The organism is Neoroseomonas alkaliterrae (assembly GCF_014199195.1).
In the GTDB taxonomy this organism is placed as follows: Bacteria; Pseudomonadota; Alphaproteobacteria; order Acetobacterales; family Acetobacteraceae; genus Neoroseomonas; species Neoroseomonas alkaliterrae.
This window is the reverse complement of record NZ_JACIJE010000007.1, coordinates 129057-154107: the sequence shown is the minus strand read 5'-3', so window position 1 is coordinate 154107 and position 25051 is coordinate 129057. Positions and strand designations below refer to the sequence as shown.

Below are 25051 nucleotides of genomic sequence, written 5' to 3'. Positions count from 1 at the left end.
TGGCGTCAGCGGCGGCGCGCGGCCATCTCGCGCGCCATCGCCCGGGCTGCGGCGGGGCCGATGTCGCGCCGCGCGAGGGGGAACAGGGTGCGTTCCTCCTCCGCCATCCGGCGGCGATAGGCGGAGGCGAAGGCGGCGGAACTTTCCGCGAGATCCGGCGCGGGTGGCTGCCCCTCCGCGATGCGCGCGAGGTTCATCCTCAGCGCCTCGCGCGCGGCATCGAAGCGGGCTTCCTCGGCGTCGAGCGCAGCCACCGCCGGGGCGGCATCGGCGCCGAGGCGCGGGCGCAGGGACAGGCGCTCATCCGCGAGATGGAGCGGCAGTTCGCGCTCCAGCCAAGTGAGGAGCAGGCGCGCGATCGCCGTCTTGGCCGCGCCGCGCGGCTGCCGCGCGAGACGCTCGACATGGCCAAGCAGCGCGCGCTGGCGGGCATGCTCGGCGAGCAGGAAATCGAGCGGCTCGGCGAGCAGCGCCTCCGGGAGGGCCTCGATGCGCGCCTTGCGCCCACCCATGGCCCATTGCCTCAGTTGACGAGCGGCCCGTCGGCCCGCGCGCCGGCGATGCCCCCGAGGTCGAAGCCCTCGATCCTGGCGCGGGAGGCCAGGACCGCGATGTAGTGCCGCACGCCCTCCCGCCAGGACAGGGCGCGAAGATCCGCGATCACGCGCCCGGCGACCGCCTCGAAGGGCATGCGCGTCGCCGGCGCATGGGCGTGCAGCCGCACGACGTGCATGCCGTAGCGGCTGGCGACGACCGTCGGGCAGACCTCCCCGGGCGAGAGCGAGGCGAGCGCGGCCTCGAACTCGGGCACCGTGGTGCCGCGCGCGACCTGGCCGAGATGCCCGCCCTGCTCGCGCGAGGGGCAGTCAGAATGCGCCCGCGCCAGCGCCGCGAGGCATTCGGGATCCGCCTGCACCTGCGCCAGGAGATCCCGCGCCCGGGCCTCCGCGATTACGCGGGCCTCACCGTCCTCGGGGTCGGCGGCGATGAGGATGTGGCTCGCCTCCCACAGATCCGGCGCGCCGAAGCGTTCGGGGTGTGCCGCGTGCCAGCGGCGCGCCGCATCTTCGTCGGGTTCGGGGACCCTCACCTCGGCGGCGAGCAGGGCGTCGAGGGAATCGTCATCCTCCGGGTCGAGGCCGTGCGCGGCCGCCGCATCGCGCAGCAGGCGACGCACCACCAGTGCCTGGGCGGCGAGGTTCCAGGCCGCCTCGGCGCTCTCGGCCGGGTGGTGCTGCATCTCGGCGGCGATCTCGCGCGCGGTGATGGTGGCCCCGTTCACGACGATGTCGTGCTCGGGCAGCGCGGGGGCGGGCGGAGCGGCCGGTGGCGGCCGCTCGGGCGGAGGATGGAAGCGGACGGCCATGGCATTCACTCCGCCGGTCGGGCATGCGGCGCGGCCACCGGGCCGGGCCGGGCCGTCGCGCCGCCGCGCCGGCGCACGATCTGCCAGTTGCGGAACAGGAACCACACCGGCGCGGAGAAGATGTGCACCAGCCGCGAGAAGGGCGTGAGCAGGAACAGCGTCATGCCCATCACCATGTGGAGCTGGAAGACGAAATCCGTGCCGCGCACGAAGTCCGCCGCGCCGCCGCGGAAGGTGACGATGTGCTGCGCCCAGGCGGAGAACTGCAGCATCATCGAGCCGTCGCGGTGCCCGATCGAGAAGGGCAGCGTGATGAGCCCGAGGCTGAGCTGCACCCACAGCAGCGCGAGGATCGCGATGTCGATGGTGGTGCTGGTGCGGCGGATGCGCTCGTCGAAGAGCCGCCGGTGCAGCAGAAGCGAGAGGCCGACGAAGCAGATCAGCCCCGCGATGCCGCCGGCCACGATGGCGAGCATCTGCTTCTGCTCGACCGTGATGAAGAGCGTGTAGAGCCAGTGCGGGGTGAGCAGCCCGACGAAGTGGCCGACGAAGATGAACAGAATGCCGATGTGGAAGAGATTGGAGCCCCAGCGGAGCTGCTTCGCGCGCAGCAGCTGCGAGGAGCCGGAGCGCCAGGTGTACTGGTCGCGGTCGAACCGGATCAGGCTGCCGACGAAGAACACGCCGGCGCAGATGTAGGGGTAAATGCCGAAGAGGAAGTCGTGCAGGTAGTCGGTGAAGCCGTTCCAGAGGGCATACATCGCGGCTCTCCTTCAGGTCCGGGCGGCGGCCTGGCGCGCGGCGCGCAGGCGCTGGATCATGGCGGCGACCTTGGCGCGGGCGCCTTGCTGGTCGGGGTCGGATTCAGGGCCGAAGACCACGGGCTGGTCCTCGTAGGCGGCGTCGATGGCGGCGAGGTCGTCCTCGTCCGCCTGGTCGTTCGCCTCGGTGGGCAGCGTGGCCGGTGCGAGCCTCGCCTCCGACAGCACCGCCGCGAGCACCGCCGCGTAGCCGCGCGAGGAGGGCAGGCCGCGCGCCATCAGCCTGGCGTGGATCTGCTGCAGCAGCGGGCCGGCCTGGGCGAGCAGGTTCGCCGCCGTCTCCGGCGGCGCCACGGCGCAGAACTCGAGCACGAGCGGCAGGTAGTCCGGCAGTTCGCGGCCCGTCATGGCGAAGCCGTTCGCCTCGTACACCGCGGCGAGTTCCACCATGGCGGGGCCGCGGTTCCGCGTGTCCCCGTGCACATGCTCGAACAGGTGCAGGCTGGTCGAGCGGCCGCGGTCGAAGAGGCGCACGAACTCCTCCTGCCGGTCGAGCGGATCGCCGCTGCCTAGGCGGCGGACGAGGCGTTCCAGCGCGCGGCGGTCGCGCTCGGAGAAGCCCGCTTCCGCGATCGCTGCCATCACGTCCGGCAGGTCGGCGCGCAGCGCCTCGTCCGGGTAGCGCAGGAGGGTCGAGAGGATGGCCAGACGCTTGTTCACTTCGCGGCCTCCTTCCTCGCTTCGTCGGCCTCGCGGATGCGGGTCGGTGCCATGCGTCCGGCCGAGGGGCCGGAGGCGCTGAACAGGTTGCCCACCGTGCGGCCGTCGTAGCAGCCCTGGCCGAAGGAGAAGCCGCAGGCCGACTTCAGGTCGAAGGCGTTCTCGGCGTATTCGCGGTGGGTGGTCGGGATGACGTAGCGGTCCTCGTAGTTCGCGATCGCGAGCGTCCGGTACATGTCGTCCACTTGGTCCCTGGTCAGGCCGACCTTGGCCAGGATCTCGGCGTCGTCGCGGTTCTCCACCGTGCGCGCGCGCATGTGCATGCGCATCGCCATCATGCGCTGGAGCGCGAGCACCACAGGCGTCTCCGCCCCCGCCGTCAGCAGGTTGGCGAGGTACTTCACCGGGATGCGGAGCGAGGAGATGTCCGGCAGCCCGTCCTTCCAGCCGACATGGCCGGCTTCCACCGCGGACTGCACGGGGGAGAGCGGCGGCACGTACCAGACCATCGGCAGGGTGCGGTACTCGGGGTGCAGCGGGAAGGCGATCTGCCAGTCGATGCACATCTTGTAGGTCGGGCTGTTGCGCGCGGCCTCCAGCCAGGCCTCGGGCACGCCGTCCTTCCGCGCCTGCTCGATCACGGCCGGGTCGTGCGGGTCGCAGAAGATGTCGAGCTGCTTGCGGTAGAGCTGCTGCTCGTTCTCGACGGCGGCCGCTTCCTCGATGCGGTCGGCATCATAGAGCAGCACGCCGAGATAGCGGATGCGGCCGACGCAGGTCTCGGAGCACACCGTCGGCTCGCCCGCCTCGATGCGCGGGTAGCAGAAGATGCACTTCTCGGCCTTACCGGACTGCCAGTTGTAGTAGATCTTCTTGTAGGGGCAGGCGGAGACGCACATGCGCCAGCCGCGGCACTTCTCCTGGTCGATGAGGACGATGCCGTCCTCCTCCCGCTTGTAGATCGAGCCCGAGGGGCAGGAGGCGACGCAGGCCGGGTTGAGGCAGTGCTCGCAGAGGCGGGGCAGGTAGAACATGAAGGTGTTCTCGAACTGCCCGTAGATCTGCTTCTGGATGCCCTCGAAGTTGCGGTCGGCGGAGCGCTTGCGGAACTCCGTGCCCAGGATCTCCTCCCAGTTCGGGCCCCACTTGATCTCCATCCGCTCGCCGGTGATCAGCGAGACGGGGCGCGCGACCGGCATCGCCTCGGATTCAGGCGCCGTCTGCAGGTGCGTGTAGTCGAAGGTGAAGGGCTCGTAGTAGTCGTCGATCTCGGGCAGGTTCGGATTGGCGAAGATGTTCGCCAGGATCCGCCACTTGCCGCCGATGCGCGGCTGGATCTTGCCGTTGCGCTTGCGCGTCCAGCCGCCCTTCCACTTGTCCTGGTTCTCCCAGTCCTTCGGGTAGCCGATGCCGGGCTTGGTCTCGACGTTGTTGAACCAGGCGTATTCGACGCCCTCGCGGCTGGTCCAGACCTGCTTGCAGGTGACGGAGCAGGTGTGGCACCCGATGCACTTGTCGAGGTTGAGCACCATCGCGATCTGTGCGCGGATCTTCATGGCCGTCACTCCGCCGCCTTGAGGTCTGCCGCCTGGGGTGTCACGCGCGGCCCGTCCAGCCACTCGACATTCGCCATCTTCCGCACGACCACGAACTCGTCGCGGTTGGTGCCGATGGTGCCGTAGTAGTTGAAGCCGTAGGCCTGCTGCGCGTAGCCGCCGATCATGTGCGTCGGCTTGATGGTCGCGCGCGTGACCGAGTTGTGGATGCCGCCGCGGGCATGCGTGATCTCGCTGCCCGGAACGTTCACGATCTTCTCCTGCGCGTGGTACATCATGATCATGCCCTTGGGCACGCGCTGGGAGACGACGGCGCGGGCGCAGAGCGCGCCGTTGGCGTTGAAGGCCTCGATCCAGTCGTTGTCCTCGATGCCGGCTTCCGCCGCGTCCACCTCGGACAGCCACACGATCGGCCCGCCGCGCGAGAGCGTGAGCATCAGCAGGTTGTCGGTGTAGACGCTGTGGATACCCCATTTCTGGTGCGGCGTGATGAAGTTGAGCGCGATCTCCTTGTTGCCGTTCGGCTTCGCGCCCATCAGCGCCTGGTGCGCGCGCAGGTCCACCGGCGGGCGGTAGAGGCAGAGCGCCTCCCCGAAGGCGAGCATCCAGGGGTGGTCCTGGTAGAGCTGCTGCCGGCCGGACAGGGTCCGCCAGGGGATCAGCTCATGGACGTTGGTGTAGCCGGCGTTGTAGCAGACCTCCTCGCTTTCCAGCCCGGACCAGATGGGCGAGGAGATGATCTTGCGCGGCTGCGCCTGCACGTCGCGGAAGCGGATTGCCTCGTGCTCCTTGGGCTTCGCGAGGTGCGTGTGGTCGCGGCCGGTGGCCTTGCCCAGCGCCTCCCAGGCCTTCACGGCCACATGGCCGTTGGTCTCGGGGGCGAGGTGCATCAGCGTCTCGCAGGCGTCGATGTCGGATTCCATCTTCGCCAGCTTGCCCTCCACGCCGGGGACCTCGACCTCGCCGTTCAGGTGGCGGAGGAACTCCACCTCATGCTCGGTCTTCCAGGCCATACCCTTGCCGTTGTTGCCGAGCTTCTCCATCAGCGGGCCGAGCGCGGTGAAGCGGGCATGGGTGTTCGGGTAGTCGCGCTCGACCACCGTCACGGCGGGCATGGTCTTGCCGGGGATCGGCTCGACCTCGCCCTTCTTCCAGTCGCGGATCACATGCGTCTGGCCGAGCTCGGCCGGGCTGTCATGCATCAGCGGGGTGAGGACGGTGTCCTTCTCCTTGCCGAGATGACCCTTGCACAGCGCGGAGAAGCGCTTCGCGATGCCGCGGAAGATCGCCCAGTCGGTCCTGCTCTCCCAGGCAGGGTCCACCGCCGCGGAGAGCGGGTGGATGAAGGGATGCATGTCCGAGGTGTTGAGGTCGTGCTTCTCGTACCAGGTGGCCGTGGGCAGCACGACGTCGGAATACATGCAGGTGGTGCTCATGCGGAAATCGAGCGTCACCAGCAGGTCGAGCTTGCCGCGCGGCGCCTCGTCGTGCCAGGCGGCCTCCTCGGGTTTCGCCATGCCCTGCTCGCCGAGGTCCTTGCCCTGCACGCCGTGCTGCGTGCCGAGCAGGTGCTTGAGGAAATACTCGTGCCCCTTGCCCGAGGAGCCGAGCAGGTTCGACCGCCACACGAACAGGTTGCGCGGCCAATTCGCCGGATGGTCCGGATCCTGGCAGGACATCTCGAGCGTGCCGGCCTTCAGCGACTGCGCCACATATTGCGGCACAGGCATGCCGGCGGCTTCCGCCTCCGCGGCGATGGTCAGCGGATTGCGCGCGAGCTGCGGCGCGGAGGGCAGCCAGCCCATGCGCTCGGCGCGGATGTTGAAGTCGATCAGCGTGCCCGTGAGCTGCTGCGGCGCGGTGGGCGAGAGGATGTCCTTCACCTGCACCGTCTCGTAGCGCCACTGGTCGGTGTGCGCGTACCAGAAGGAGGTGGAGTTCTGCTGCCGCGGCGGGCGCGCCCAGTCGGTGGCGAAGGCCACGGGTATCCAGCCGGATTGCGGGCGCAGCTTCTCCTGCCCCACGTAATGCGCCCAGCCGCCGCCCGACTGGCCGATGCAGCCGCACATCACCAGCAGGTTGATGATGCCGCGGTAGTTCATGTCCGAGTGGTACCAGTGGTTCAGCGCCGCCCCGAGGATGACCATGGACTTGCCATGGGTCTTCTCGGCGTTGTCGGCGAATTCCCGCGCCACGGTGATGATCTGCTGGCGCGGCACGCCGCAGACGGCTTCCGCCCAGGCCGGCGTGTAGGGCGCCATGGCGTCGTAGTTCGCGCTGCCGTCCCGCGCCACGCCGTAGTTGGCGAGGAACAGGTCATAGACCGTCGCGACCTTGGCCGTGCTGCCGTCCGCCAGCGTGACCGACTTCACCGGCACGTCATGGGTCACGGTGTCGCCGAGGCGCGTCGGATTGAAGAAGGCCGTCGCGCCGTCGCCGAAATAGGGGAAGGTGACGGCCTCGGACGGCCCGCCGAGCAGCGAGAGCCGCGGGGTCACGGCCTCGAGCGTCCGCGCGTCGCGGCCCTCGAGGTTCCACTTGCCCTGCTCGCCCCAGCGGAAGCCGATCGAGCCGGTGGGGACGTAGAGGTTGCCGGTGGCGTCGTCGATCGCGACCGTCTTCCAGTCGGGATTGTTCGTCTCGCCGGCATTGCCCGGCAGGTCCGAGGCCCGGAGCTGCCGGTCGGGCACCAGGCGCCCGTCCTTCTCCGTCAGCAAGACCAGCATCGGCATGTCGGAGTAGCGGCGGCAGTAGTCGAGGAAATAGTCGCCCCTGCCCTTCGCATGCCACTCGGACAGGATCACGTGACCCATCGCGAGCGCGAGCGCCGCGTCCGTGCCCTGCTTCGGATGCAGCCAGAGGTCGGCGAATTTCGACGCCTCGGAATAGTCGGGCGTGACCGTCACCACCTTGGTGCCGCGGTAGCGGGCCTCGGCCATGAAGTGCGCATCCGGCGTGCGCGTCTGCGGCACGTTGGAGCCCCACATCATGATGAAGCCGGCATTGTACCAGTCGGCGGATTCCGGGACGTCGGTCTGCTCGCCCCAGGTCTGCGGGGAGGATGGGGGCAGGTCGCAGTACCAGTCGTAGAAGGACATGCAGACGCCGCCGATCAGCGAGAGATAGCGGCTGCCCGCGGCGTAGGAGACCATGGACATCGCCGGGATGGGCGAGAAGCCGATGACGCGGTCCGGCCCGTGCTGCTTCACGGTGTGGACATTGGCGGCGGCGATCAGTTCCTCCGCCTCCTCCCACGTCACGCGGACGAAGCCGCCCATGCCGCGCACAGACTGGTATTCGCGCCGCTTCGCCGGATCGTCCTGGATGGACTTCCAGGCGAGCACCGGGTCGCCATACTGAGCCTTCGCCGCGCGCCACAGCGCCACGAGGCGCTTGCGCATCATCGGGTATTTCAGGCGGTTCGCGCTGTAGAGATACCAGGAGTAGGAGGCGCCGCGGGAACAGCCGCGCGGCTCGTGGTTCGGCAGGCCGGGCCGCGTGCGCGGGTAATCGGTCTGCTGCGTCTCCCACGTCACGATCCCGCCCTTGACGTAAATCTTCCAGGAGCAGGAGCCGGTGCAGTTCGCCCCGTGCGTCGAGCGCACGATCTTGTCGCTCGCCCAGCGGGAACGGTAGGCGTCCTCCCAGGCGCGGCTCTCGGTTGTCACGTCGCCATGGCCGTTGGAGAAGGTGCCGGCATACTTGCGGAAGTAGGTCAGCCGATCGAGGAAATGCGACATATCCCGGTCTCCCTCAGCAGGGGGTCTTGGCGCCGCGGCGGGCGTAGAGCCACCAGTTCAGCGCCACATTGAAGGCGAAGAAGACGGCAAGGCCGTAGAGCACCGGATCGGGGCTGCCGAAGGTGCCGAAGGACCAGCCGAAGAGCAGGCCGAAGATGAAGGGGCCATAGGCGGCGATCGCGCCGGTGAAGCCGATCACGCCGCCGGCCTGGCGCGGCGGGAAGATCATCGGCATCTGCTTGAAGGTCGAGGCGTTGCCGACACCGGCGAAGAAGAACAGGCCGAGCATCGCCGCGACGAAGTAGGGGAAGGTCGCCATGCTGGTCGGATGCGTCGTCATCGGCAGCACGGCAGCGCAGACCACCATGCCGATGCCTGCGAACTGCGTGATCTTCGCCCCGCCGAGGCGGTCGCAGACCGGGCCGGCCAGGACGCGGGCCACGCTGCCCACCAGCGGGCCGTAGAAGGCGTAGGTCAGCGCGTCCGGCGCGCCGGGCAGCCCGCCATAGATCTGCCGGATCAGCAGCGGGAAGGTCGCCGACAGCCCGCTGAAGGCGCCGAAGGTCATGATGTAGAGGCTGGTCTGCGCCCAGGTGTGGCCGTTGCGGAAGATGTCGAACTGCTCGCGGAAGTTCGCAGTGATCGGCACCGATTTCAGCGAGATCCAGGACCACAGCGCGAAGGTCGCGACGAGCGGCACGTAGATCATGGTCGCGTTCTGCAGCCAGACGCTCGACTGCTGGCCGCCCCGCGTCATGGTCTGCGGCTCGCCGAGACTGCCCACGAGCACGAAGCCGATGACCCAGGGGGTGATGAACTGCACCACGCTCACGCCGAAGTTGCCGACGCCGGCCTGGATCGCGAGCGCCGTGCCCTGCAGCCGCCGCGGGAAGAACAGCGAGGTGCTCGGCATGAAGGAGGAGAAATTGCCGCCGCCGAGGCCGGCGAGGAAGGCGAGGACCATAAGCACCCAGTAGGGCGTGGATGTATCCTGCACCGCGAAGGTCCAGCCGATCAGCGGCAGCAGCAGGGAGGCGGTGGAGATCGCGACGACGTGCCGCGTGCCGTACATCGGCGTGAGGAACATGTGCACGAGGCGCAGCGTGCCGCCTGCGAGGCCCGGCATCGCCGCCAGCCAGAAGAGCTGGCCGGTTGTCAGCCGGAACCCGATCTGCGGCAGCCGCACGACCAGCGCCGACACCACGAACCAGGTGATGAAGGCCATGGTCAGGCTGGCGGTGGTGATGATCAGCGTCTTCCAGGCGCGGGCCTTGCCCTCCGCCTCCCAGAAGGCCTCGTTCTCCGGTTCCCAGCGCGCGAGCCAGGATGCGCCGCGTGCGGGCGCTGTGGTGGTGGACATGGCGAGCGGGTCCTTCGCTGTCGTGGCCATGGCGGTCACTGCGCCGCGGGGCTGGTGACGGCGCCGCGCGTCGCCGCGCGGGCCTGGCTGTTTGCGGCGCTCTGCAGCGCCTCCATCTCCGGCAGGTCCTTCGGGCCACGGAGCTCGGGATGCTGCGCCTTCTCCATCCGGCGGATGGCGGCATGCATCCAGGCGAGGCTGACGACCGAGATCAGGAACAGCAGCATGAAGCAGCTGGTCCAGACGCCGACGATGTCGTTCAGCGCGCCGAAGGCGATCGGCAGCAGGAAGCCGCCGAGCCCGCCGATCAGCCCCACCACGCCGCCCACGCTGCCGACGCGGCCCGGGTAGTAGACCGGGATGTGCTTGTAGACCGCCGCCTTGCCCAGGCTCATGAAGAAGCCGAGCACCATGGTCAGCACGGTGAAGGGGATGAAGCCGATCGCGATGGTGAACTCGATCGGGCCGCGGATGCCGTTCACCACGTAATGCGTGGCGGGGTAGGAGAGCAGGAAGGTGCAGATCACCGAACCCCAGAAGGTCCAGTACATCACCTTCCGCGCGCCGTACTTGTCCGACAGCGTGCCGCCCAGCACCCGGAAGATCGAGCCCGGGATCGAATAGGCCGCGCCCAGCAGGCCCGCGCTGACGATGTCGAGGCCGTAGACCCCGACATAGTAGCGCGGCAGCCAGAGCGCGAGTGCCACGAAGCCGCCGAAGACGAAGAAGTAGTAGAGGCTGAAGCGCCAGACCTGCTGGTTGGCCAGCGGCTTCATCATCTCGGCGAAGCTTTCGGCCTTCACGCCGCGCCGGCGCCGTTCGGCGAGGTCGGGGTCATCCTTCGTCATGGCGAAGAAGACCACCGCCATCACCACGAGGCCGAGCGCCCAGATCTGCGCCACCGCCTGCCAGCCGAGCGCCACCATCACCATCGGCGCGAGGAACTTCGTCACCGCCGCGCCGACATTGCCGGCACCGAAGATGCCGAGCGCGGTGCCCTGCTTCTCCTTGGGATACCACTTCGAGACATAGGCGATGCCGACGGCGAAGGACCCGCCCGCGATGCCGACGCCGAGCGCGGCCAGCAGGAAGGTCATGTAGTCGTAGGCGTAGGAGAGCATCCACGTCGCCGCGGCGGCCGTCAGCATCACCAGCGTGTAGACGATCCGCCCGCCATACTGGTCGGTCCAGACGCCGAGCATCAGCCGCACGAGGCTGCCGGTCAGGATCGGCGTGCCGACCAGCAGGCCGAACTGCGAGTCCGAAAGGTCGAGGTCCTTCTTGATCTGCACGCCGATGATGGAAAAGATCGTCCACACCGCGAAGCAGACCGTGAACGCGATCGTCGAGAGCCAGAGCGCGCGGGACTGGTCGCCCGGATCCGGGGTCGCTGTCGCCTGCTGCATCATTCTTCTCCCCTGCTCCTTCGAGGCATGGGCAGGGATGGCGGGCGGCCAGGACGATCTGCTTGAGGCAGATCAACACTCCGAGGCTGGCGGCGGCGATTTCTGCTGCGCCGCGAATCAGCGCAAGGCGCGGCGTGACGCAGGCCGGGATCGGCCTTGATCAGGATCAAGACGACGAGTGCCGCTCGCCTTTACGAAGGGATCGAAGCCGGGAGGGATCGCGCCATGCCCCAGACCTCGCGTTCGGCCGCGCTGATCGAGCGGTCACCCTTCTTCCAGGCGGCCGGCGCCGCCGCCATGGCCGAGTTGCTGCGCGCGAGCTTCACGCAGATCCTGCCGCGCGGCGCCGTGCTGTTCGAGCAGGAGGACGAGCCCGAGTTCCTCCACATGCTCCTCGAAGGCCGCGTCGGCCTGCAGGCGAGCGTCGGCCCGCACGCGAAGACGATGGTCGAGCTGTTCGGCCCGGGCGAGCTGTTCCTCGCGCCGGCGGTGGTGCTGCGCCTGCCCTATCTCGCCTCGGCCGTCGCGCTGACCGAGATCCGCGTGATGATGATCCCCGCCGAGACCTTCCGCGACGGCATCGCGCGCCGCCACGAGCTGTGCCGCGCGACCACCGAACTGCTCGCCCGCCACTGGCGGCTGATGGTGGACCAGGTGGTGGACATCAAGCTGCGCAGCGCGGAGGAGCGCGTCGCGCGCTTCCTCGCCCGGCGCGTGCCCGAGGAACCCGGCAGCGGCCATGCCGACCTGCCCGAGACGCGCATCGCCATCGCCGCGCGGCTCGGCATGACGCCGGAGACCCTCTCCCGCGCGCTCACGGTCCTCGAGAAGAAGGGCAAGCTGCGCCGCTCCGGCGAAGGCGCGCTGGTGCCGGACCGTTCGGCGCTGCGCTGAACGCTGCCGTCGCGGGCGCCTCAGGCGCCGCCGGTGAAGCGCGCCACCATCGCTTCCTGTTCCGGCGTCTCGACGGCGCCGGGGTCGTAGTGCGCGCGCACCCAGGCGACCGGCTCCGCGACACCGGCCATGGCGGCGAGGCAGGCCAGCGCCATGCCGGTGCGCCCGAGCCCCGCACGGCAGCCGACATGGAAGGCATCTCCGGGGCTCGCGCGCATCGCCGCCATCATCGCCGCCAGCACCGCGCGCAGCGCGGCGGCGTCGGGCACGCCGAAATCCTCCACGTCAAGCCGCCATTCAGCCTCGGCGAGGCGCGCCGAGCGCGGCTCGAGGCAGAGGCCGCGCGCGCCCGCCGGCAGGGAATCGAAGGGACCGCCGGTGATCCTGACCGCGCGCCCGTCGAGGTGGAGCGTGATCGCGCCCCGTGGCAGCGGGTCAGGCGCTGCCGGCACCCGCGTTCTCCGCCACCACCACCGGCTCCAGCAGGCTTTCGGCCTCCCGCTTCAGCCGCAGATAGGAGCGCACGGAGAAAGGCAGCATCCCGAGATAGAGGATACCCGCCATGGCGAGCGCCGCCCAGGGCTCGGCCAGCAGCAGCGCGACATAGAGCCCGGTGCCGAGCAGCAGCGGCAGCACGAAGTGGCGCGGGATCTTGAAGTTCTTGAAGGACCAGGTCGGCAGGGTGCTGATGCACAGCCCCGCCACCAGCACGAGAACGAGCCCGACGAAGACCGGATGCCGGCTCGCATGCGCGAGCGTCTCCCACCCCGCCTGCTGGAACCACAGGCCGAGGAAGAGCGGGAAGAGCACGCAGCCCGCCCCGGCCGGCGCCGGCACGCCGGTGAAGAAGTTGTAGGCATAGGCCGGCTTCACGCTCGGCCCGACATCGAGCGCGGCGTTGAACCGCGCGAGCCTCAGCGCCATGCACACCGCGAACAGCAGGCAGGGCGCGAAGCCGAGCGCGCGGTAGTCCTGCATGGTCCAGAAGAACAGGATGAAGGCGGGCGCGACGCCGAAGCAGAGGAAGTCCGAAAGGCTGTCGAACTCCGCCCCGAAGCGCGAGGTCGCCTTGAGCAGCCGCGCGAGCCGCCCGTCCAGCCCGTCGATCACGCCCGCCACCACGATCAGCACCGCGGCCTGCTCGAAGCGCCCTTCGAAGGCGAAGCGGATCGCCACCAGCCCGCAGCACAGGCCGAGCATGGTCAGGATGTTGGGGATCAGCCGGTTGAAGGACTGCCCCTCGAAGCGCGGGCGGGTGCGCGGGCGGAAGCGGCGGCGCAGGCGCCGCACGCGCGCCTCGACGCCGGGGCCGTTCATCGGCTCCCGAGCTCCGCGATCACCGTCTCGCCGCCGATCATGGTCTGGCCCTCGCTCACGAGCGGCAGCACGCCCTCGGGCAGATAGACGTCGGTGCGGCTGCCGAAGCGGATGATACCGAAGCGCTCGCCCGCCTGCACCACGTCGCCCACCTTGGCGTCGCAGAGGATGCGCCGCGCCACCAGCCCCGCGATCTGCACCACCGCGAGGTCCCGCCCGTCCGGCAGGGCGATGGCGAGGGCATTGCGTTCGTTCTCCTCGCTCGCCTTGTCGAGGTTGGCGCTGAGGAACTTGCCGTGATGGTAGGCGATGCGCGTCACCGTCCCGTCCGCCGGCATGCGGTTCACATGCACGTCGAGCACGGAGAGGAAGATCGCCACGCGCCAGCGCGGGGCCTCGCCCATGCCGAGTTCGCGCGGCGGCACCGCCGGCGCGACGCTGACCACATGCCCGTCCGCCGGCGCGAGCACGAGGCCCGGCCGCGGCGGCGGCACCCGTTCGGGGTCGCGGAAGAAGTAGAGGCAGAAGCCGACGAAGAGGATTCCCAGCCAGAACAGCCAGGAACCGAGGAGGATCAGGCCGAGCAGCGCCGCGACGCCCCCGCCGATGAGGAAGGGCCGCGCGGCCGGATGCGGCGGCGCGAGCACCATGCTGAGGCTGTGTCCGAGGGCCATGTCGGCGGCGGTTATGGGATCTTCACCCTTGCCGGACAACCCTGCGCGGCATGGAGACCATCCCGCTCGGCCGATTTGCCGTCTCGCCGGACGGCGCCCTTCTCCCGCGGCCCGAACCCGACAGGCCCGCGCTGCGCTTCGCCTGGCGCGGCCGGCGCTGCGAGGCCCGGGTGGATCCCGGCGCCATCGCGCTCGCCGCCGATGCCGCGCGCATCCCCTCCACCGCCGACCCGGCCGCCGACCGGCCGCGCGCCTTCGCCGCGCTGGCCAGGCTGCCGCCGCGGCTGCCGCGGGGCTGGTCGCTGCGGCTGATGCCCGACCACCGCATCAGGCTGGAGGCGGAAACGCCGCTCGAAAGCCCGCCCAACGCCACCGCGCTGGTGGCGGCGATGGTGCGCTTCGCCCTCGCGCTCGACCCCTATCTCGACGCGCTGGAGGCCGAAGGCGCCGAGGTCCCTTCCGGCAGCGCGAAGATCTGACCGGGGAAGATGCGGTTCGGGTCGCGGATCTGCTCCCGGTTCGCCTGGTAGATGACCGCGTAGTGCACGCCCTGGCCATAGGTGCTGCGCGCGATGCGCCAGAGGTTCGCGCCGGGCTGCACCACCACCGCGCGGTTGCCGAAGGCCTCGGGCGGCATCTCGTCGCGCTGGAAGGGCACTTCCACACGCGCGGCGACCGATCCGCCGGCGGCGAGCTGATCGACGCGCAGCGCGTGCCGCCCGACCGGGGGCTGGCGGCCGGGCGCGAGCATCCAGCGCCCCGCCGCATCCGCCACGGCATCGCCCGCATGCTCCTCCCCGACATAGACGCGCACCGCCGCCCCCGGCGGGGCGGTGCCGGCGAAGCGGATGCCGCCGCCATCCTGGTAGTCCACCGAATCCATGCCCAGCCGGACGGGCGGGCCGCCACGTCCGGCCGCGCCGGTCGCGGGCGGCGTCTGCGGGCCCTGCAGGATGCGCGGCGGCGCCCCCTGAGAGGCGGAGGGGATCAGCACCGCGATCGGCGCGCCCTCGGTGCCCGTGGCGGCGGCCGGTGCAGGCGGCGAGGCCTCGGCGGGCGGCGGGGCATGGCCCGGGGCGGCGCCGCGCGCGGCGAGGACCGCACCCGGTTCCGGCACCACCACGACCACCGTGTCCGGTCCCGCGGTCTCCTCGCCCGCGAGGCGGGCGCGCAGCGAGAGGTCCCAGGCGCCGGGCGGCAGCGTCTCGGCGGGCAGGATGACCCATTCGCCCCGCGCATCGGCGCGCGCCCGGCCCAGTTCGCGGGTGCCGTCGAGCAGCAGCACCACCTCGGCCCCGGGTGAGGCGCGCCCGGCGACCACGGCGCCGCCCCGGGCGCCGACGCGCACCACGTCGAAGCGCGGCGGCCCGGCCGGGCCGGGGCGCGCGCCCTCCTCGCGTGCCTCGGGCGCGGGGCGCGCCTGCGGGGCCTGGGCCGCCGGCGCCGGGCCGGGCGCGGCCGGCTCCGGCGCCTCCGCGCCCGGCCAGAAGAGGAGGGCCACCAGCAGCAGCAGGATCGCGCCGCCGAGGCCGGTGAGCGCCATGCGCCGCATCGCCGAATCCATCACGTCGGGCGGAAGCTAGTGCAACTCGGATGCGGCGGATATCGGCCCCTCGCGCTGCGCCATCGACCCCGCCTCACCGGGCGAGCAGATGGGCCGCCAGCACCGCCGGCGCCGCGGCGAGCGCCGGGCCGGTCCAGGCCGCGATCCCCGCCGGCAGCCAGCGCGCCAGCCGGCGCGCCAGGGGCGGCCCGGCGAGCAGCGCGAGGCCCGGCGCGGCCGCCGCCGCGACATCGGCCGGCGCCGCCCGCGCCACCAGCGGCACCGCCGCCACGCCCACGAGGCCGATCGCGACCGGCACCCGCGCCGCCGGGCCCATCCCGCCGCGCAGCACCGCCGCGCCCAGCACCGCGCCAAGCCCCGCCAGCGCGAAGGCCGGCTGCGGCCCGCGCGCGGCGGCGAGCATCAGCGCCGCCGCGAGTCCTGCCCAGGCCATCGCCGCGCCAGGCACCTCCCCGCTCCGCCACACCACGACGCCCATGGCCAGCAGCAGCGCGAGCGCGACCGGCGCGGCGCGCAGCGCATCGGCCGGATGCAGCGGCGCGCCCGCCATCCACCAGGCGCCGAGCGCCACGCCGAGGGCGAGCCCCGCGCCGCGGAAGCCCTGCCGCGGCACCGCCGCGACCAGCCCCGCCGCCAGGGCGAGGATCACCAGCGCCGGCAGCCGCTCCGCCAATTGCCGGGGCGAGGCGCTGATCACGCCCGACACCGCGGCGAAGCCCGCCGCGAGCCCGATCCCCGCCGCCGCCGCCGTGAGGCGCGGGCGCTTGAGGACCCGCCCGGCCGCGGCAACCAGCAGCGCGACCGCCGCCGCGATCACGAATCCGCGCCACTCCGCCGGCAGTTGGAATCCCATGCCCATCATCCTGCCCGAGCCGTCGCGCGCCGGCGATGCCCGTGGCAGGCTGGAGCGAGGCTGAGGAGATCACGGATGGCCGAGAAGACGGTGCCTGTGAAGGTCTGGGACGGCTGGGTGCGGCTGTTCCACTGGGGCACGGCGGGCTGCGTGCTCGTCTCCTATTTCAGCGCGAAGTCCGGGGCGTGGAACCTGCACTACCTCTCGGGCTATGCGCTGCTGACGCTGGTCTCCTTCCGCATCCTCTGGGGTTTCGTGGGCTCGGAGAATGCGCGCTTCCGGGCCTTCCTGCGCGGGCCGGGGGCGGCGATCCGCCAGCTCGCGAAGTTCCGCCGCCCGGAACCCGATACCGAAACCACCCACAACGCGGCCGGCGCCTGGATGGTGGTGGTGCTGCTGGGGCTGCTGCTCGCGCAGGCGGTCAGCGGGCTCTTCGCCAACCACGATGTCGGCTTCACCTATTCGCAGCACGGCCCGCTCGCCAATGCGGTGAGCGAGGCGACCTCCGAGCGCATGACCACGCTGCACCTCACGCTCGTCAACTGGCTGCTGGCCGCGGTGGCGGTGCATGTGCTCGCGGTGGTGTCATACCGGATCGTGAAGGGGCAGGACCTCGTGGTGCCGATGATCACCGGCACCAAGGACCTGCCCGAATCCCACGCGCGCGCGCCGCGGCATCACCACCCGCTGGTCGGGGCGGTGCTGCTCGCGGCGGTGGCGGGCGGGGTCTGGTACGTCACCCGGCTCGGCGGCTGAACGACCGATCGGGAATGCCGAAACCGCGCGCGGGCGTCGAGGGGCAGCGGTTGCGGCCCGGGCCGGTGCGGCTCATCGGGCAGGGCCGCGATAGGGGCGGTGGCAGGCGCCGCAGGTGGCACCCGTCTGGTTGAAGGCGGCCGTCAGGGCGGCATTGTCGCCCGAAGCCGCCGCCGTGCGCAGCGCCTCGAGCTGCGTCACCATGTTGGCGTTGGCCCGCTCGAAGCCGGCGCGGTCGGACCAGATGGCGGGCAGGGCACGGGTGTCGCCGGTGCCGCTGCCGGCCGGGAACAGCGCGGGCAGGCCGCGATAGAAGGTGATCATCTCCTCCACCCGCGCCACCAGCGGCCGCGTGTCGCCGCGCGCGTCGGAGACGGCCTTGATGGCCTCCATGTGCCGGCCCATGGCGCGCAGGCCGTCGCGCCGCTGCGCGATCACGTCCTGGGCGAAGGCGGCGCTGGCGGTGCCGAAGGCGGCGATGGCGATGCCCGCGAGGATCCAAGGTTTCATGCAGGTCCGTCTCCCTCTGCTTCGGGCCGCGCGCGCGGCCCGTTCCACCCTGATGCTGCCCCGCCGCGCGCGCAATGGCCCGTGACATTGTCGCGCGCCGGCCCGGCTTGCGGGGCGCGGATGGGGCCGCTATACCGCCGCCTCCGCGGCGATCCGGCGACGGAGTGTAGCTCAGCCTGGTAGAGCACTGTGTTCGGGACGCAGGGGCCGGAGGTTCGAATCCTCTCACTCCGACCAGCACCCGGTCGCGCAGCGGCGTCAAAGGCCCCCGGGATCCTCGGGGGCCTTTCGCGTTCCGGGTGTCAGCGCAGCGCCCAGGCGATCAGCCATTTCGCCGGCCAGACCCAGGCGATGCCCGCCACGGCGAAGAAGAGGAACTCCAGCGTCCAGTGCAGCCCGAGCACATGGTCGGCGAGCAGGAGCACGAGCACGACATAGGCGAGGAAGCCCCCGGTTCCGGCGAGAAGGGCGATGGAGCGGCGCGACATGGGCCTGCACTTGCCGCTTCCGGCCCCGCTCGCCAAGGGCTGTCAGCAGCGGTGGACAGCGCCTCTGTCAGGGTTCTACTGTCGCGGCAGGAAGGCTAGCAAAGCGCCGGCCCGCCGCCGGGCCCGACCCGGCGGCGTCCCCTTCAACGGACCGGCAGAAACGACGTGACCACCACCGACACCTTCGACCTCAAGGCCCATATCCGCGGCATCCCGGATTTCCCGAAGCCGGGCATCCTGTTCTACGACATCTCCACCCTGCTCCGGCACGGGCCGGCCTGGCGGGCCGCGATGGCGAAGCTGGCGGCGGCGATCCGCCCGCACCGGCCGGACCTGCTCGCCGGGATCGAGAGCCGCGGCTTCCTCGTCGCCGCCCCCCTCGCGCTCGAGCTCGGCCTCGGCTTCATCATGCTGCGCAAGCCGCGCAAGCTGCCGGGGCTGACCATCGGGCTGAACTACGCGCTGGAATACGGCACGGACCGCATCGAGATGCAGGCGGATTCCGTGCAGAACGGCCAGAGGGTGGTGATCCTCGACGACCTGCTCGCCACGGGCGGGACCATGGCCGCGGGCATCAGCCTGCTGCGCCAGGCGGGGGCCGAGGTGCCGTGCGCGGCCGCGCTGATCGAGCTGACCTTCCTCGGCGGCAGGAGCAGGCTCGATGTCCCCTTCGAATCCCTCGTCGCCTACGACGAATAGCGCGAACAGCGCGGGGCTCCCCTCCCCCGCCCCGTTCCGCGACGCGCTGGCGGCCGCCGTCGCGGCGGCGCCGACCGGCGTCGTCATCTCGGACCCCAACCAGCCCGACTGCCCGATCGTCTTCGCCAATGCGGCCTTCTTCCGCATCACCGGCTACGGGCCGGAGGAGGTGATCGGGCGCAACTGCCGCTTCCTGCAGGGCCCGGGGACCGACCCGCGGCACGTCCATGCCATCCGCCGCGCCATCGCCGAGCGCCGGGCGATCGACATCGAGATCGTCAACCACCGCAAGGACGGGGCGCGCTTCGTCAACGAGCTGCACATCTCCCCGGTCTTCGGGCCGGACGGGACGCTGCTGCACTTCCTCGGCATCCAGCACGACGTGACGGCGCGCGAGCGCCTCGCCCGCGCCAAGGAGCGCGCCCGCCGCGCCGCCGAGCGCGCGAGCGCGGAGAAGTCCGACTTCCTCGCCTTCATCAGCCACGAGATCCGCACGCCGATGAACGGCGTGATGGGCACCGTCTCCCTGCTGCTCGACACCAGCCTCGACGCCGAGCAGCGCGCCTATGCCGAGACCGCGCGCCGCTGCGGTGAGACGCTGCTCGCCACCGTCAACGAGATCCTCGACCTCAGCCGCATCGAGGCCGGGCGCCTCGTGCTCGAGCACATCCCCTTCGACCTCGCCCAACCGGTGACCGAGGTGCTCGACCTGCTCGGGCCGGCGGCGGCGGAGAAGGGCTTGCGGCTGTCGGCCTCCATCGCGCCGACGCTGCCCGCGCGCGTCGTGGGCGACCCGCAGCGGCTGCGCCAGGTGCTGCTGAACCTCGCCGACAATGCGGTGAAGTTCACCTCCTCGGGCGGCGTCGGCATCCGCGTCGAGCCGGACGAGGACGCATCGCGCCTGCGCTTCGCGGTGGCCGACACGGGCATCGGCATCGCGCCCGAGGTGCAGCGGCGGCTGTTCCGCTCCTTCACGCAAGGCGCGGCGGACACCGCCCGGCGCTTCGGCGGCTCGGGCCTCGGGCTGATGATCTGCAAGCGCCTGGTCGGGCTGATGGGCGGGCGCATCACGCTCGAGAGCACGCCGGGCAAGGGCACGGTCTTCACCTTCACCATCCCGCTCGCGCCCGTCGCGGAATCGGGGCGGCCGCCGGCGACGCTGCTGCCGACGCCGGCCGTCGCCGAGGCACGGCGGGCGGGCGGCGGCGCGCTCGGGCGCATCCTTCTCGCCGAGGATGGCGAGGCGAACCAGCTCGTCGCCGCGGCCATCCTGCGCAAGGCGGGCTATGCCGTGGACCTCGCCCGCGACGGCGAGGAGGCGGTCGGCGCGGCGCGCACCAATGCCTACGACCTGATCCTGATGGATGTGCGCATGCCGCGCATGGACGGCTTCGCCGCGACAGCCGCGATCCGCGCCATGCCCGGCGCCGCGGGGCGGGTGCCGATCATCGCCATGACGGCGGCCGCCATGCAGGGGGACCGGGAGCGCTGCCTCGCCGCGGGGATGGACGGGCACCTCGCCAAGCCGATGGACGGGGCGCGGCTGCTCGCCACCGTGGCGGAGGCGATGCAGGCCCGCCCCCGCCGCCCGCGCGCCGCCGCGCCGGCCGGGGAACCGCACGAGACGCCGGCGCTGCTCGACCTCGCGACGCTCGAGGAACTGCGCAGCGCCGTCGGGCCCGGCCGGCTGCCGCGCCTGATCGAGGTGTTCGCGGAGGAGACGCGCGCGCGGCTGGCGCGCCTCTCCGGCACGGAGGATCTGCGCGCGATCGAGGACGAGGCGCATGGGCTGAAATCCGCCGCCGGCACCTTCGGCGCGGCGGCGCTGCGCGAGGCCGCGGCGGCGATCGAGGCGGCCTGCCTCGCCGGCGACGCGGCGCGCGCGCTGGCGCTCAAGGCCGCGCTGCCGGCGCTCGCCGAACGCAGCCTCGCGGCCTATCCGGTGCGGCTCGCGCGCGGGCGGTAGGACGGGGCGGGCATCGCGGAACCCGCCTGTCCGCGGCCCGGGGCCATCATTTCGCGAGGCCGAGCGCCACGACCGCGCGCCAGAGCGCGCCGACGAGCAGGTTGCACATCACCGTGCGCACCAGGTGGAAGCCCAGCACCAGCGGCACGGCGAGGTCGAGCGCCTTCGCCGTCACCGCCATCTCGGGCATGCCGCCCGGCGCCATGCCGAGCATCACCGCAACCGGCGGCAGGCTGCTCAGCGCCCCGAGCGCGACTCCGAGCAGCCCCGTCAGCACCACCAGCGCGCCGGAGGCGGCGACCGAGGCCAGCGCCAGCCGCCGCGGCCCGCCGCCCAGCCCCTCCTGGCCGAGCCGCGCGCCGAGGCTCGCGCCCATCGCGACCTGCGCGGCGTCAATCATCCAGCGCGGCACGGAGGAGGGCAGCAGCCCCGTGCCGGAGAGCGCCATCGCCAGCAGGCAGGGCGCGAGCATGGCGGCATTGGCGAGGCCGAGCCGCTCGCCCGCCGCGGCCACCAGCGCGCCCGCGGCGAGCAGCGCGAGCAGCCCGCCCCAGGCGAGCGGCGGCAGCACGGCCGCGAAGGCCTCGTCCCGCGCGGCGCCAGCGGCGGCGAGGGCGATCAGCGGCGGATAGACCAGCACCACCACGCCCATGCGCAGCGACTGCGCGACCGTGACCTGCGACACCGAGGCCCCGGCGCGCGCGGCAAGCACGGCCATGGTCATGATCCCGCCCGGGATGGCGGCGAAGAAGGCGGTGCGCGCATCCGAGCGCGCGATGCGCCGCCACAGCGGGGCGGTGAGGATTCCCGCGACGATGGAGAGCATCCCGCCCGCCAGGATGGCCGGCAGCGCGGCGAGCACGGCGCCGAGCACCGGCGCGGTGAAGGTCTGCCCAAGGCCCAGGCCCAGAACCACGAGTGCGACGGGCCGCGCCGGCCCCGGCACCGCCGCCGCGCCGCGGATGGCGAGCCAGCCCGCGGCGATGAAGGCGCCGATCATCCAGCCGAGCGGCACGCCGACGAGCGTGAACAGCCCGCCCGCGAGGGTGCAGAGCAGGACGGTGCGCAGATAGGCGTCGGGTGGCGGGCGGGCGGGCACGCGCGGCAGCCTCCGCGCCCGGCGCGCCGCGTCAAGGGGCGCGCCGTTCACCATGCCTTAACCCTGCGTCTCGCAGTATGTGAAAGGAGCTACGGCCATGACCCCCGATCTTGCGCTGCGCAGCCTTCCCCTTGTCGAGCCGGTCCGGGCCGCACCGCGCGCGGCCGGCATGGAGCGCGCGGAGGGCGCGATGCCGCCGCCCGCCGCTCCGGCCACGCCGAATCCGCGGCTGCGGCTCGACAGCAGCCTCGGCATGGTGGTGATCGAGTTCCGCGACACGGTGGGCGACGTCTCGAACACAATCCCGAGCGAGCGCGCCATCGCGGCCTATCGCGCCGCCGCCGTCTGGGACGCCCCGGTGCCGGTCGGCGTGCGCCCACCCCCGGGCGCGCGCGTGGAAACGGCGCCGCAGCCAGCGCCCTCCCTTCCCGCCACGCAGGACTGAGCCCCGCCCGTCAGCCCTGCCCGGTGAGGCCGGCGGCCACCTGCTCGTTCACCTCGATGAGGAAGGCGAGGTCGGGTTCCGGCCCGTCCATCTCGCGCTGCACCGCGCGGCCGAGGGAGATGAGCCCCGCCCGCATCGCCGGCGGCAACTGGTTGGCCGGATGCACCAGCGCCGATTCCATGGCGAGCCAGAGGCGCCTGTTGTCCGCCACCGCCCGCATCCGCGCCGGCCCGTCATCGCCCTGCACCGCGCGCAGCGAGCCGGTGACGCGACGGATGATGTCCGCCTCCTGCTCGCGCGGATCGAGGGCGGCGCGCGTCGCGCCATAGGCGCGCACCAGATCGGCCAGCGACATGCGGGTCATTCCTCCACGGCAGGCAGGGCGGGGGCGGCGATGCCGAGCACGACCTCCTCATGCCGCATCACCCGGCGGACCAGTTTCAGCGCCTGGTAGCATTCATCGGCCTCGGCCGCGGCGAGCGCGCGGTCGAGCAGGTCGCGTGCGAGTGGCGAGGTGGTGGCGGCCTGGAACTCGGCGATCAGGCGGCGGGCGACGGCGAGGCCCGCCTCGCGCTCGTCCTCGTCGCCGATATAGGCCGTCTGCAGGGCGAAATAGATGCGGCGCGCGGGCGTGTTCGCCATCTCCGGCGTCATGAGCTGCTTGCCGAAGAGGAACCGCGCCTTGGCGGTGAGCTCGATGCGCGCGCGGTTGCGGAACCTGATCGGCGCGCCGTTGACGACCATCAGGTCGCCCTGTCGGAGTTCGAGAACCAGCGTGGACATCCTGTCCTCCCGGGGAGCGTTGGGGGTGGACCGGCGCCGGCCGAGAGGGCCGGCGCCGCCCGGGGGATCAGCGGAACAGGCTCAGCAGCGTCTGCGGCGCCTGGTTCGCGATGGACAGCGCCTGGGTGCCGAGCTGCTGGCGGATCTGCAGCGACTGCAGCCGCGCCGACTCCTTGGCGAGATCGGCGTCGATCAGCGCGCCGAGGCCCGCCTCCAGCGCATCGGCCTTGTCCTTGTTGTAGGCGATCTGCGCGTCCACGTAGCGCGCATCCGAGCCGAAGGTGTTCAGCGCGTTGCTGATCGCGGTCTGCACCGTCTCGAAATTGCCGCCGCTGCCGAGGGCGGCCTGCGCCGCCGCCGCATCCGCCGGCGCGGCGGCCACGATCAGCGTGCCCGCACCATTCACCGCGGTGATGGTGTAGGTCGTGCCGTTCTCGTTGCGGGTGGTGGTAATGTTGCCGCCGACCGGCGCCGCGGTCGAGAGCAGCGAGCGGCCGTTGTAGGTCGCGTCGGCGATGAAGTTCTGGATCTGCGTGCGCAGCGCCGTGTACTGCGCCTCGTACTGATCGCGCTGCTCGGCGTTCAGCGTGTCGTCGGCGAGGCGCACCAGCGTCTCGCGCACCTTCACCATGGTCTCGGAGACCTTGTTCAGCCCCGAGAGCGCGGTGTCGAGGATGCCCTTCACGCCGCCGAGCTGCTCGTTGGCGGCGGTCAGGCCCGCCACGTCGGCGCGCACCGCCTGCGCCACGGCGAAGGCCGCGCCGTCGTCCTTCGCGTCGTTGACGCGCAGGCCGGTGGAGATGCGCTTCTGCGTGGCGTTGAGCTGCTCGTTGGTGCGGTTGAGCGACTGCAGCGCCACCATGGCGCCGATGTTGGTGTTGACGGAATTGAGCGACATCGGGGTCTTCCCCTGGGTCCGATGGCCCACGCGGTCGTGACCGTGGCGGGGGCCGGGTTGCGCGCCGCGTCTTGCGGTGTCCGGGACAGAATGGCGCACCCCCCGTTAACCGAGGCTGAATCGCGCCGCCGCGCCGTCACAGGAATCGCGTCAGCGTCAGTCCCGAGACCAGCGAGATCGCACGGTAGGACGCCTCGAGCTGCGTCTGCGTCGCCTGCAGCCGGCTGATCGTCGCCGCCATGTCCACCTCCTCGATCCCCGCGAGCTGGCCCGCCAGCGCCACCGAGACCTCAGCATGGCGCCGCGCCGTGGCCTCGAGCCGCTGCTCTGTGGCGCCGAGCGCCCCCCGCTCGGCCCCGATCGCCTCCACCGCGCTGCGCAGCCCGTCGCGCACCACGGCCATCAGATCCGTGAAGCCGGGCGAGAGCGAGGCCTGGGCCGGGTCCAGCGCCGCCAGGGTCGCGAGGCCGCGCAGCACGTCCCGCGCCCAGGAGCCGGTGGTCTCCCCGCTGCTCGTCGCCGCCGCGTTGCGGTTGGCAAAAAGGCCATAGGCCACGCGCTCGCCCTCGGCCGCCGGCACCGAGCGGCGCGGCTCGCCGAGCCCCCGCGCCGGGTCCGAGAGGAAGGCCGAGAAGGGCGTGACCCCCGGCGCGTCGGACTGCGCGGCGGCGAGCGTCGCCGCCGCCACCGCTGCGGCATTGCCGGCCGTCAGCCCGGCCACCGCCGCGGCGATGCCGCTCGCCATCCCGCTGCCGAGGATGCCCTGCGGGTCAGGGATGGGCGGATTGGCGCTGTCGCTGCCGCCGAACAGGTATTCGCCGGCATGGCGCTCGTTGAGGAGCGAGGCGACCTCGACCATCGCCGCGCGCGCGGCCGTCGCGACCGCCGTGATGCGCGCGCCCGAGGTGCCGTCGAGGCGGATCGCCTCCTGGTAGAACTGCGTCGCGATGTCGGCGATGCGCCCGAGCGTTCCCTGCGCCACCGCCGTGCGCGCGAGCGCGCGGGAGATCGTGCCCTGCCAGACCTCGCGCCGGTCGAGCTCGGCGCGCAGGTCCACCGCGCGGCGGGCCTCGGGCGCGATGTCGCCATAGCCCGGCCCCTGCCGCCCGTCCGAGACCTGGCGCGTCAGCACCTCGAGCCGCGCGCGCAGCATCGCCGCCCCGGTGTCGAGCCGCCCGATCATGCCGATGGTCATG

Annotated in this window: 26 protein-coding genes and 1 tRNA gene; 7 read left to right on the top strand and 20 right to left on the bottom strand. The window is 71.9% G+C overall.

The genetic code is table 11. From position 1 onward, the window contains the following. Positions 1-5: 5 nt before the first annotated feature. From FHS88_RS13430 to FHS88_RS13395, 8 genes are read right to left on the bottom strand one after another with little or no spacing between them, the layout of a single operon-like run. Positions 6-512 carry a hemerythrin domain-containing protein gene (locus FHS88_RS13430; RefSeq protein ID WP_184485487.1) on the bottom strand — a complete coding sequence of 169 codons (507 nt, stop codon included), beginning with the start codon at positions 510-512 and terminating at the stop codon, positions 6-8. 11 nt (positions 513-523) lie between these two features. Beyond that, entirely contained in the window at positions 524-1366 is an 843-nt protein-coding gene (locus FHS88_RS13425; RefSeq protein WP_184485485.1) for a peptidylprolyl isomerase, read from the bottom strand. 5 nt (positions 1367-1371) lie between these two features. Next, positions 1372-2127: a respiratory nitrate reductase subunit gamma gene (narI, locus tag FHS88_RS13420; protein WP_184485483.1), complete on the bottom strand. Its 756-nt coding sequence runs from the start codon at positions 2125-2127 to the stop codon at positions 1372-1374. Between the two features lie 12 nt (positions 2128-2139). After that, entirely contained in the window at positions 2140-2847 is a 708-nt protein-coding gene (gene narJ / locus FHS88_RS13415) for a nitrate reductase molybdenum cofactor assembly chaperone (RefSeq protein WP_184485481.1), read from the bottom strand. Beyond that, the gene (gene narH / locus FHS88_RS13410; RefSeq protein ID WP_184485479.1) at positions 2844-4403 is read right to left on the bottom strand and encodes a nitrate reductase subunit beta; all 1560 of its coding nucleotides are present in this window, start codon (positions 4401-4403) and stop codon (positions 2844-2846) included. Before narH ends, narJ begins: the two co-directional genes overlap by 4 nt. Positions 4404-4408: 5 nt before the next feature. Continuing rightward, positions 4409-8143, bottom strand: a complete 3735-nt coding sequence (locus tag FHS88_RS13405; protein WP_184485477.1) for a nitrate reductase subunit alpha — start codon at positions 8141-8143, stop codon at positions 4409-4411. Between the two features lie 13 nt (positions 8144-8156). Beyond that, positions 8157-9533 carry an MFS transporter gene (locus tag FHS88_RS13400; protein ID WP_246419912.1) on the bottom strand — a complete coding sequence of 459 codons (1377 nt, stop codon included), beginning with the start codon at positions 9531-9533 and terminating at the stop codon, positions 8157-8159. A 5-nt stretch (positions 9534-9538) separates the two neighbouring features. After that, on the bottom strand, positions 9539-10909 hold the full coding sequence (locus FHS88_RS13395) for an MFS transporter (protein ID WP_184485475.1): 1371 nt from the start codon (positions 10907-10909) through the stop codon (positions 9539-9541). A 225-nt stretch (positions 10910-11134) separates the two neighbouring features. On the opposite strand from FHS88_RS13395, the gene FHS88_RS13390 reads away from it, so the two are divergent. After that, positions 11135-11803 carry a cyclic nucleotide-binding domain-containing protein gene (locus FHS88_RS13390; RefSeq protein ID WP_184485473.1) on the top strand — a complete coding sequence of 223 codons (669 nt, stop codon included), beginning with the start codon at positions 11135-11137 and terminating at the stop codon, positions 11801-11803. Between the two features lie 20 nt (positions 11804-11823). Here FHS88_RS13390 and FHS88_RS13385 read toward each other — a convergent pair whose 3' ends face one another. Genes FHS88_RS13385 through FHS88_RS13375 form a run of 3 tightly spaced genes read right to left on the bottom strand, consistent with a single transcriptional unit; the run spans position 11824 to position 13794 of the window. Further along, positions 11824-12255, bottom strand: coding sequence for a phosphatase domain-containing protein (locus tag FHS88_RS13385; protein ID WP_184485471.1), 432 nt, complete (start codon positions 12253-12255; stop codon positions 11824-11826). Beyond that, the gene (locus FHS88_RS13380; protein WP_184485469.1) at positions 12239-13120 is read right to left on the bottom strand and encodes a CDP-alcohol phosphatidyltransferase family protein; all 882 of its coding nucleotides are present in this window, start codon (positions 13118-13120) and stop codon (positions 12239-12241) included. Before FHS88_RS13380 ends, FHS88_RS13385 begins: the two co-directional genes overlap by 17 nt. Continuing rightward, on the bottom strand, positions 13117-13794 hold the full coding sequence (locus FHS88_RS13375) for a phosphatidylserine decarboxylase (RefSeq protein WP_184485467.1): 678 nt from the start codon (positions 13792-13794) through the stop codon (positions 13117-13119). Before FHS88_RS13375 ends, FHS88_RS13380 begins: the two co-directional genes overlap by 4 nt. A gap of 50 nt (positions 13795-13844) precedes the next feature. Here FHS88_RS13375 and FHS88_RS13370 point away from each other — a divergent pair, with 50 nt between their 5' ends. Continuing rightward, positions 13845-14273: a hypothetical protein gene (locus tag FHS88_RS13370; RefSeq protein WP_184485465.1), complete on the top strand. Its 429-nt coding sequence runs from the start codon at positions 13845-13847 to the stop codon at positions 14271-14273. Here the strand turns inward: FHS88_RS13370 and FHS88_RS21100 are convergent. Together FHS88_RS21100 and FHS88_RS13360 are read right to left on the bottom strand one after the other, a co-directional pair. Beyond that, the gene (locus FHS88_RS21100; RefSeq protein ID WP_184485463.1) at positions 14213-15358 is read right to left on the bottom strand and encodes a LysM peptidoglycan-binding domain-containing protein; all 1146 of its coding nucleotides are present in this window, start codon (positions 15356-15358) and stop codon (positions 14213-14215) included. The two genes, FHS88_RS13370 and FHS88_RS21100, sit on opposite strands and share 61 nt — an antisense overlap. Positions 15359-15431: 73 nt before the next feature. After that, on the bottom strand, positions 15432-16211 hold the full coding sequence (locus FHS88_RS13360; RefSeq protein WP_184485461.1) for a hypothetical protein: 780 nt from the start codon (positions 16209-16211) through the stop codon (positions 15432-15434). 75 nt (positions 16212-16286) lie between these two features. Between FHS88_RS13360 and FHS88_RS13355 the strand changes: the two genes are divergently transcribed. After that, positions 16287-16967: a cytochrome b/b6 domain-containing protein gene (locus FHS88_RS13355; RefSeq protein ID WP_184485459.1), complete on the top strand. Its 681-nt coding sequence runs from the start codon at positions 16287-16289 to the stop codon at positions 16965-16967. 72 nt (positions 16968-17039) lie between these two features. Here FHS88_RS13355 and FHS88_RS13350 read toward each other — a convergent pair whose 3' ends face one another. Next, positions 17040-17477 (bottom strand): c-type cytochrome, encoded by a 438-nt coding sequence (locus FHS88_RS13350; RefSeq protein ID WP_184485457.1) that lies wholly within the window; start codon positions 17475-17477, stop codon positions 17040-17042. A 160-nt stretch (positions 17478-17637) separates the two neighbouring features. Here FHS88_RS13350 and FHS88_RS13345 point away from each other — a divergent pair. Then, positions 17638-17714: transfer RNA gene (locus FHS88_RS13345), tRNA-Pro, on the top strand. 65 nt (positions 17715-17779) lie between these two features. Here FHS88_RS13345 and FHS88_RS13340 read toward each other — a convergent pair. Continuing rightward, the gene (locus FHS88_RS13340) at positions 17780-17965 is read right to left on the bottom strand and encodes a DUF2842 domain-containing protein (RefSeq protein WP_184485455.1); all 186 of its coding nucleotides are present in this window, start codon (positions 17963-17965) and stop codon (positions 17780-17782) included. 165 nt (positions 17966-18130) lie between these two features. On the opposite strand from FHS88_RS13340, the gene FHS88_RS13335 reads away from it, so the two are divergent. Further along, the gene (locus tag FHS88_RS13335) at positions 18131-18664 is read left to right on the top strand and encodes an adenine phosphoribosyltransferase (RefSeq protein WP_184485453.1); all 534 of its coding nucleotides are present in this window, start codon (positions 18131-18133) and stop codon (positions 18662-18664) included. Next, entirely contained in the window at positions 18627-20630 is a 2004-nt protein-coding gene (locus tag FHS88_RS13330; RefSeq protein WP_184485451.1) for an ATP-binding protein, read from the top strand. Before FHS88_RS13335 ends, FHS88_RS13330 begins: the two co-directional genes overlap by 38 nt. Before the next feature lie 46 nt (positions 20631-20676). Here the strand turns inward: FHS88_RS13330 and FHS88_RS13325 are convergent, their stop codons facing one another. Then, complete coding sequence (locus FHS88_RS13325; RefSeq protein ID WP_184485449.1) at positions 20677-21729, bottom strand: AbrB family transcriptional regulator; 1053 nt, start codon at positions 21727-21729, stop codon at positions 20677-20679. A gap of 97 nt (positions 21730-21826) precedes the next feature. On the opposite strand from FHS88_RS13325, the gene FHS88_RS13320 reads away from it, so the two are divergent. Next, positions 21827-22174, top strand: coding sequence for a hypothetical protein (locus tag FHS88_RS13320; protein WP_184485447.1), 348 nt, complete (start codon positions 21827-21829; stop codon positions 22172-22174). Between the two features lie 10 nt (positions 22175-22184). On the opposite strand, the gene FHS88_RS13315 is transcribed toward FHS88_RS13320, so the two are convergent. The 4 genes from FHS88_RS13315 to FHS88_RS13300 all read right to left on the bottom strand — a co-directional run bounded on the left by FHS88_RS13315 (position 22185) and on the right by FHS88_RS13300 (position 25050). Then, entirely contained in the window at positions 22185-22529 is a 345-nt protein-coding gene (locus tag FHS88_RS13315) for a flagellar biosynthesis regulator FlaF (RefSeq protein WP_184485445.1), read from the bottom strand. A gap of 5 nt (positions 22530-22534) precedes the next feature. Next, positions 22535-22957, bottom strand: a complete 423-nt coding sequence (locus FHS88_RS13310; protein WP_184485443.1) for a flagellar biosynthesis repressor FlbT — start codon at positions 22955-22957, stop codon at positions 22535-22537. 67 nt (positions 22958-23024) lie between these two features. Further along, the gene (locus FHS88_RS13305) at positions 23025-23855 is read right to left on the bottom strand and encodes a flagellin (RefSeq protein WP_184485441.1); all 831 of its coding nucleotides are present in this window, start codon (positions 23853-23855) and stop codon (positions 23025-23027) included. Positions 23856-23991: 136 nt separating this feature from the next. Beyond that, entirely contained in the window at positions 23992-25050 is a 1059-nt protein-coding gene (locus FHS88_RS13300; protein WP_184485439.1) for a flagellin, read from the bottom strand. Position 25051: the final 1 nt, after the last annotated feature.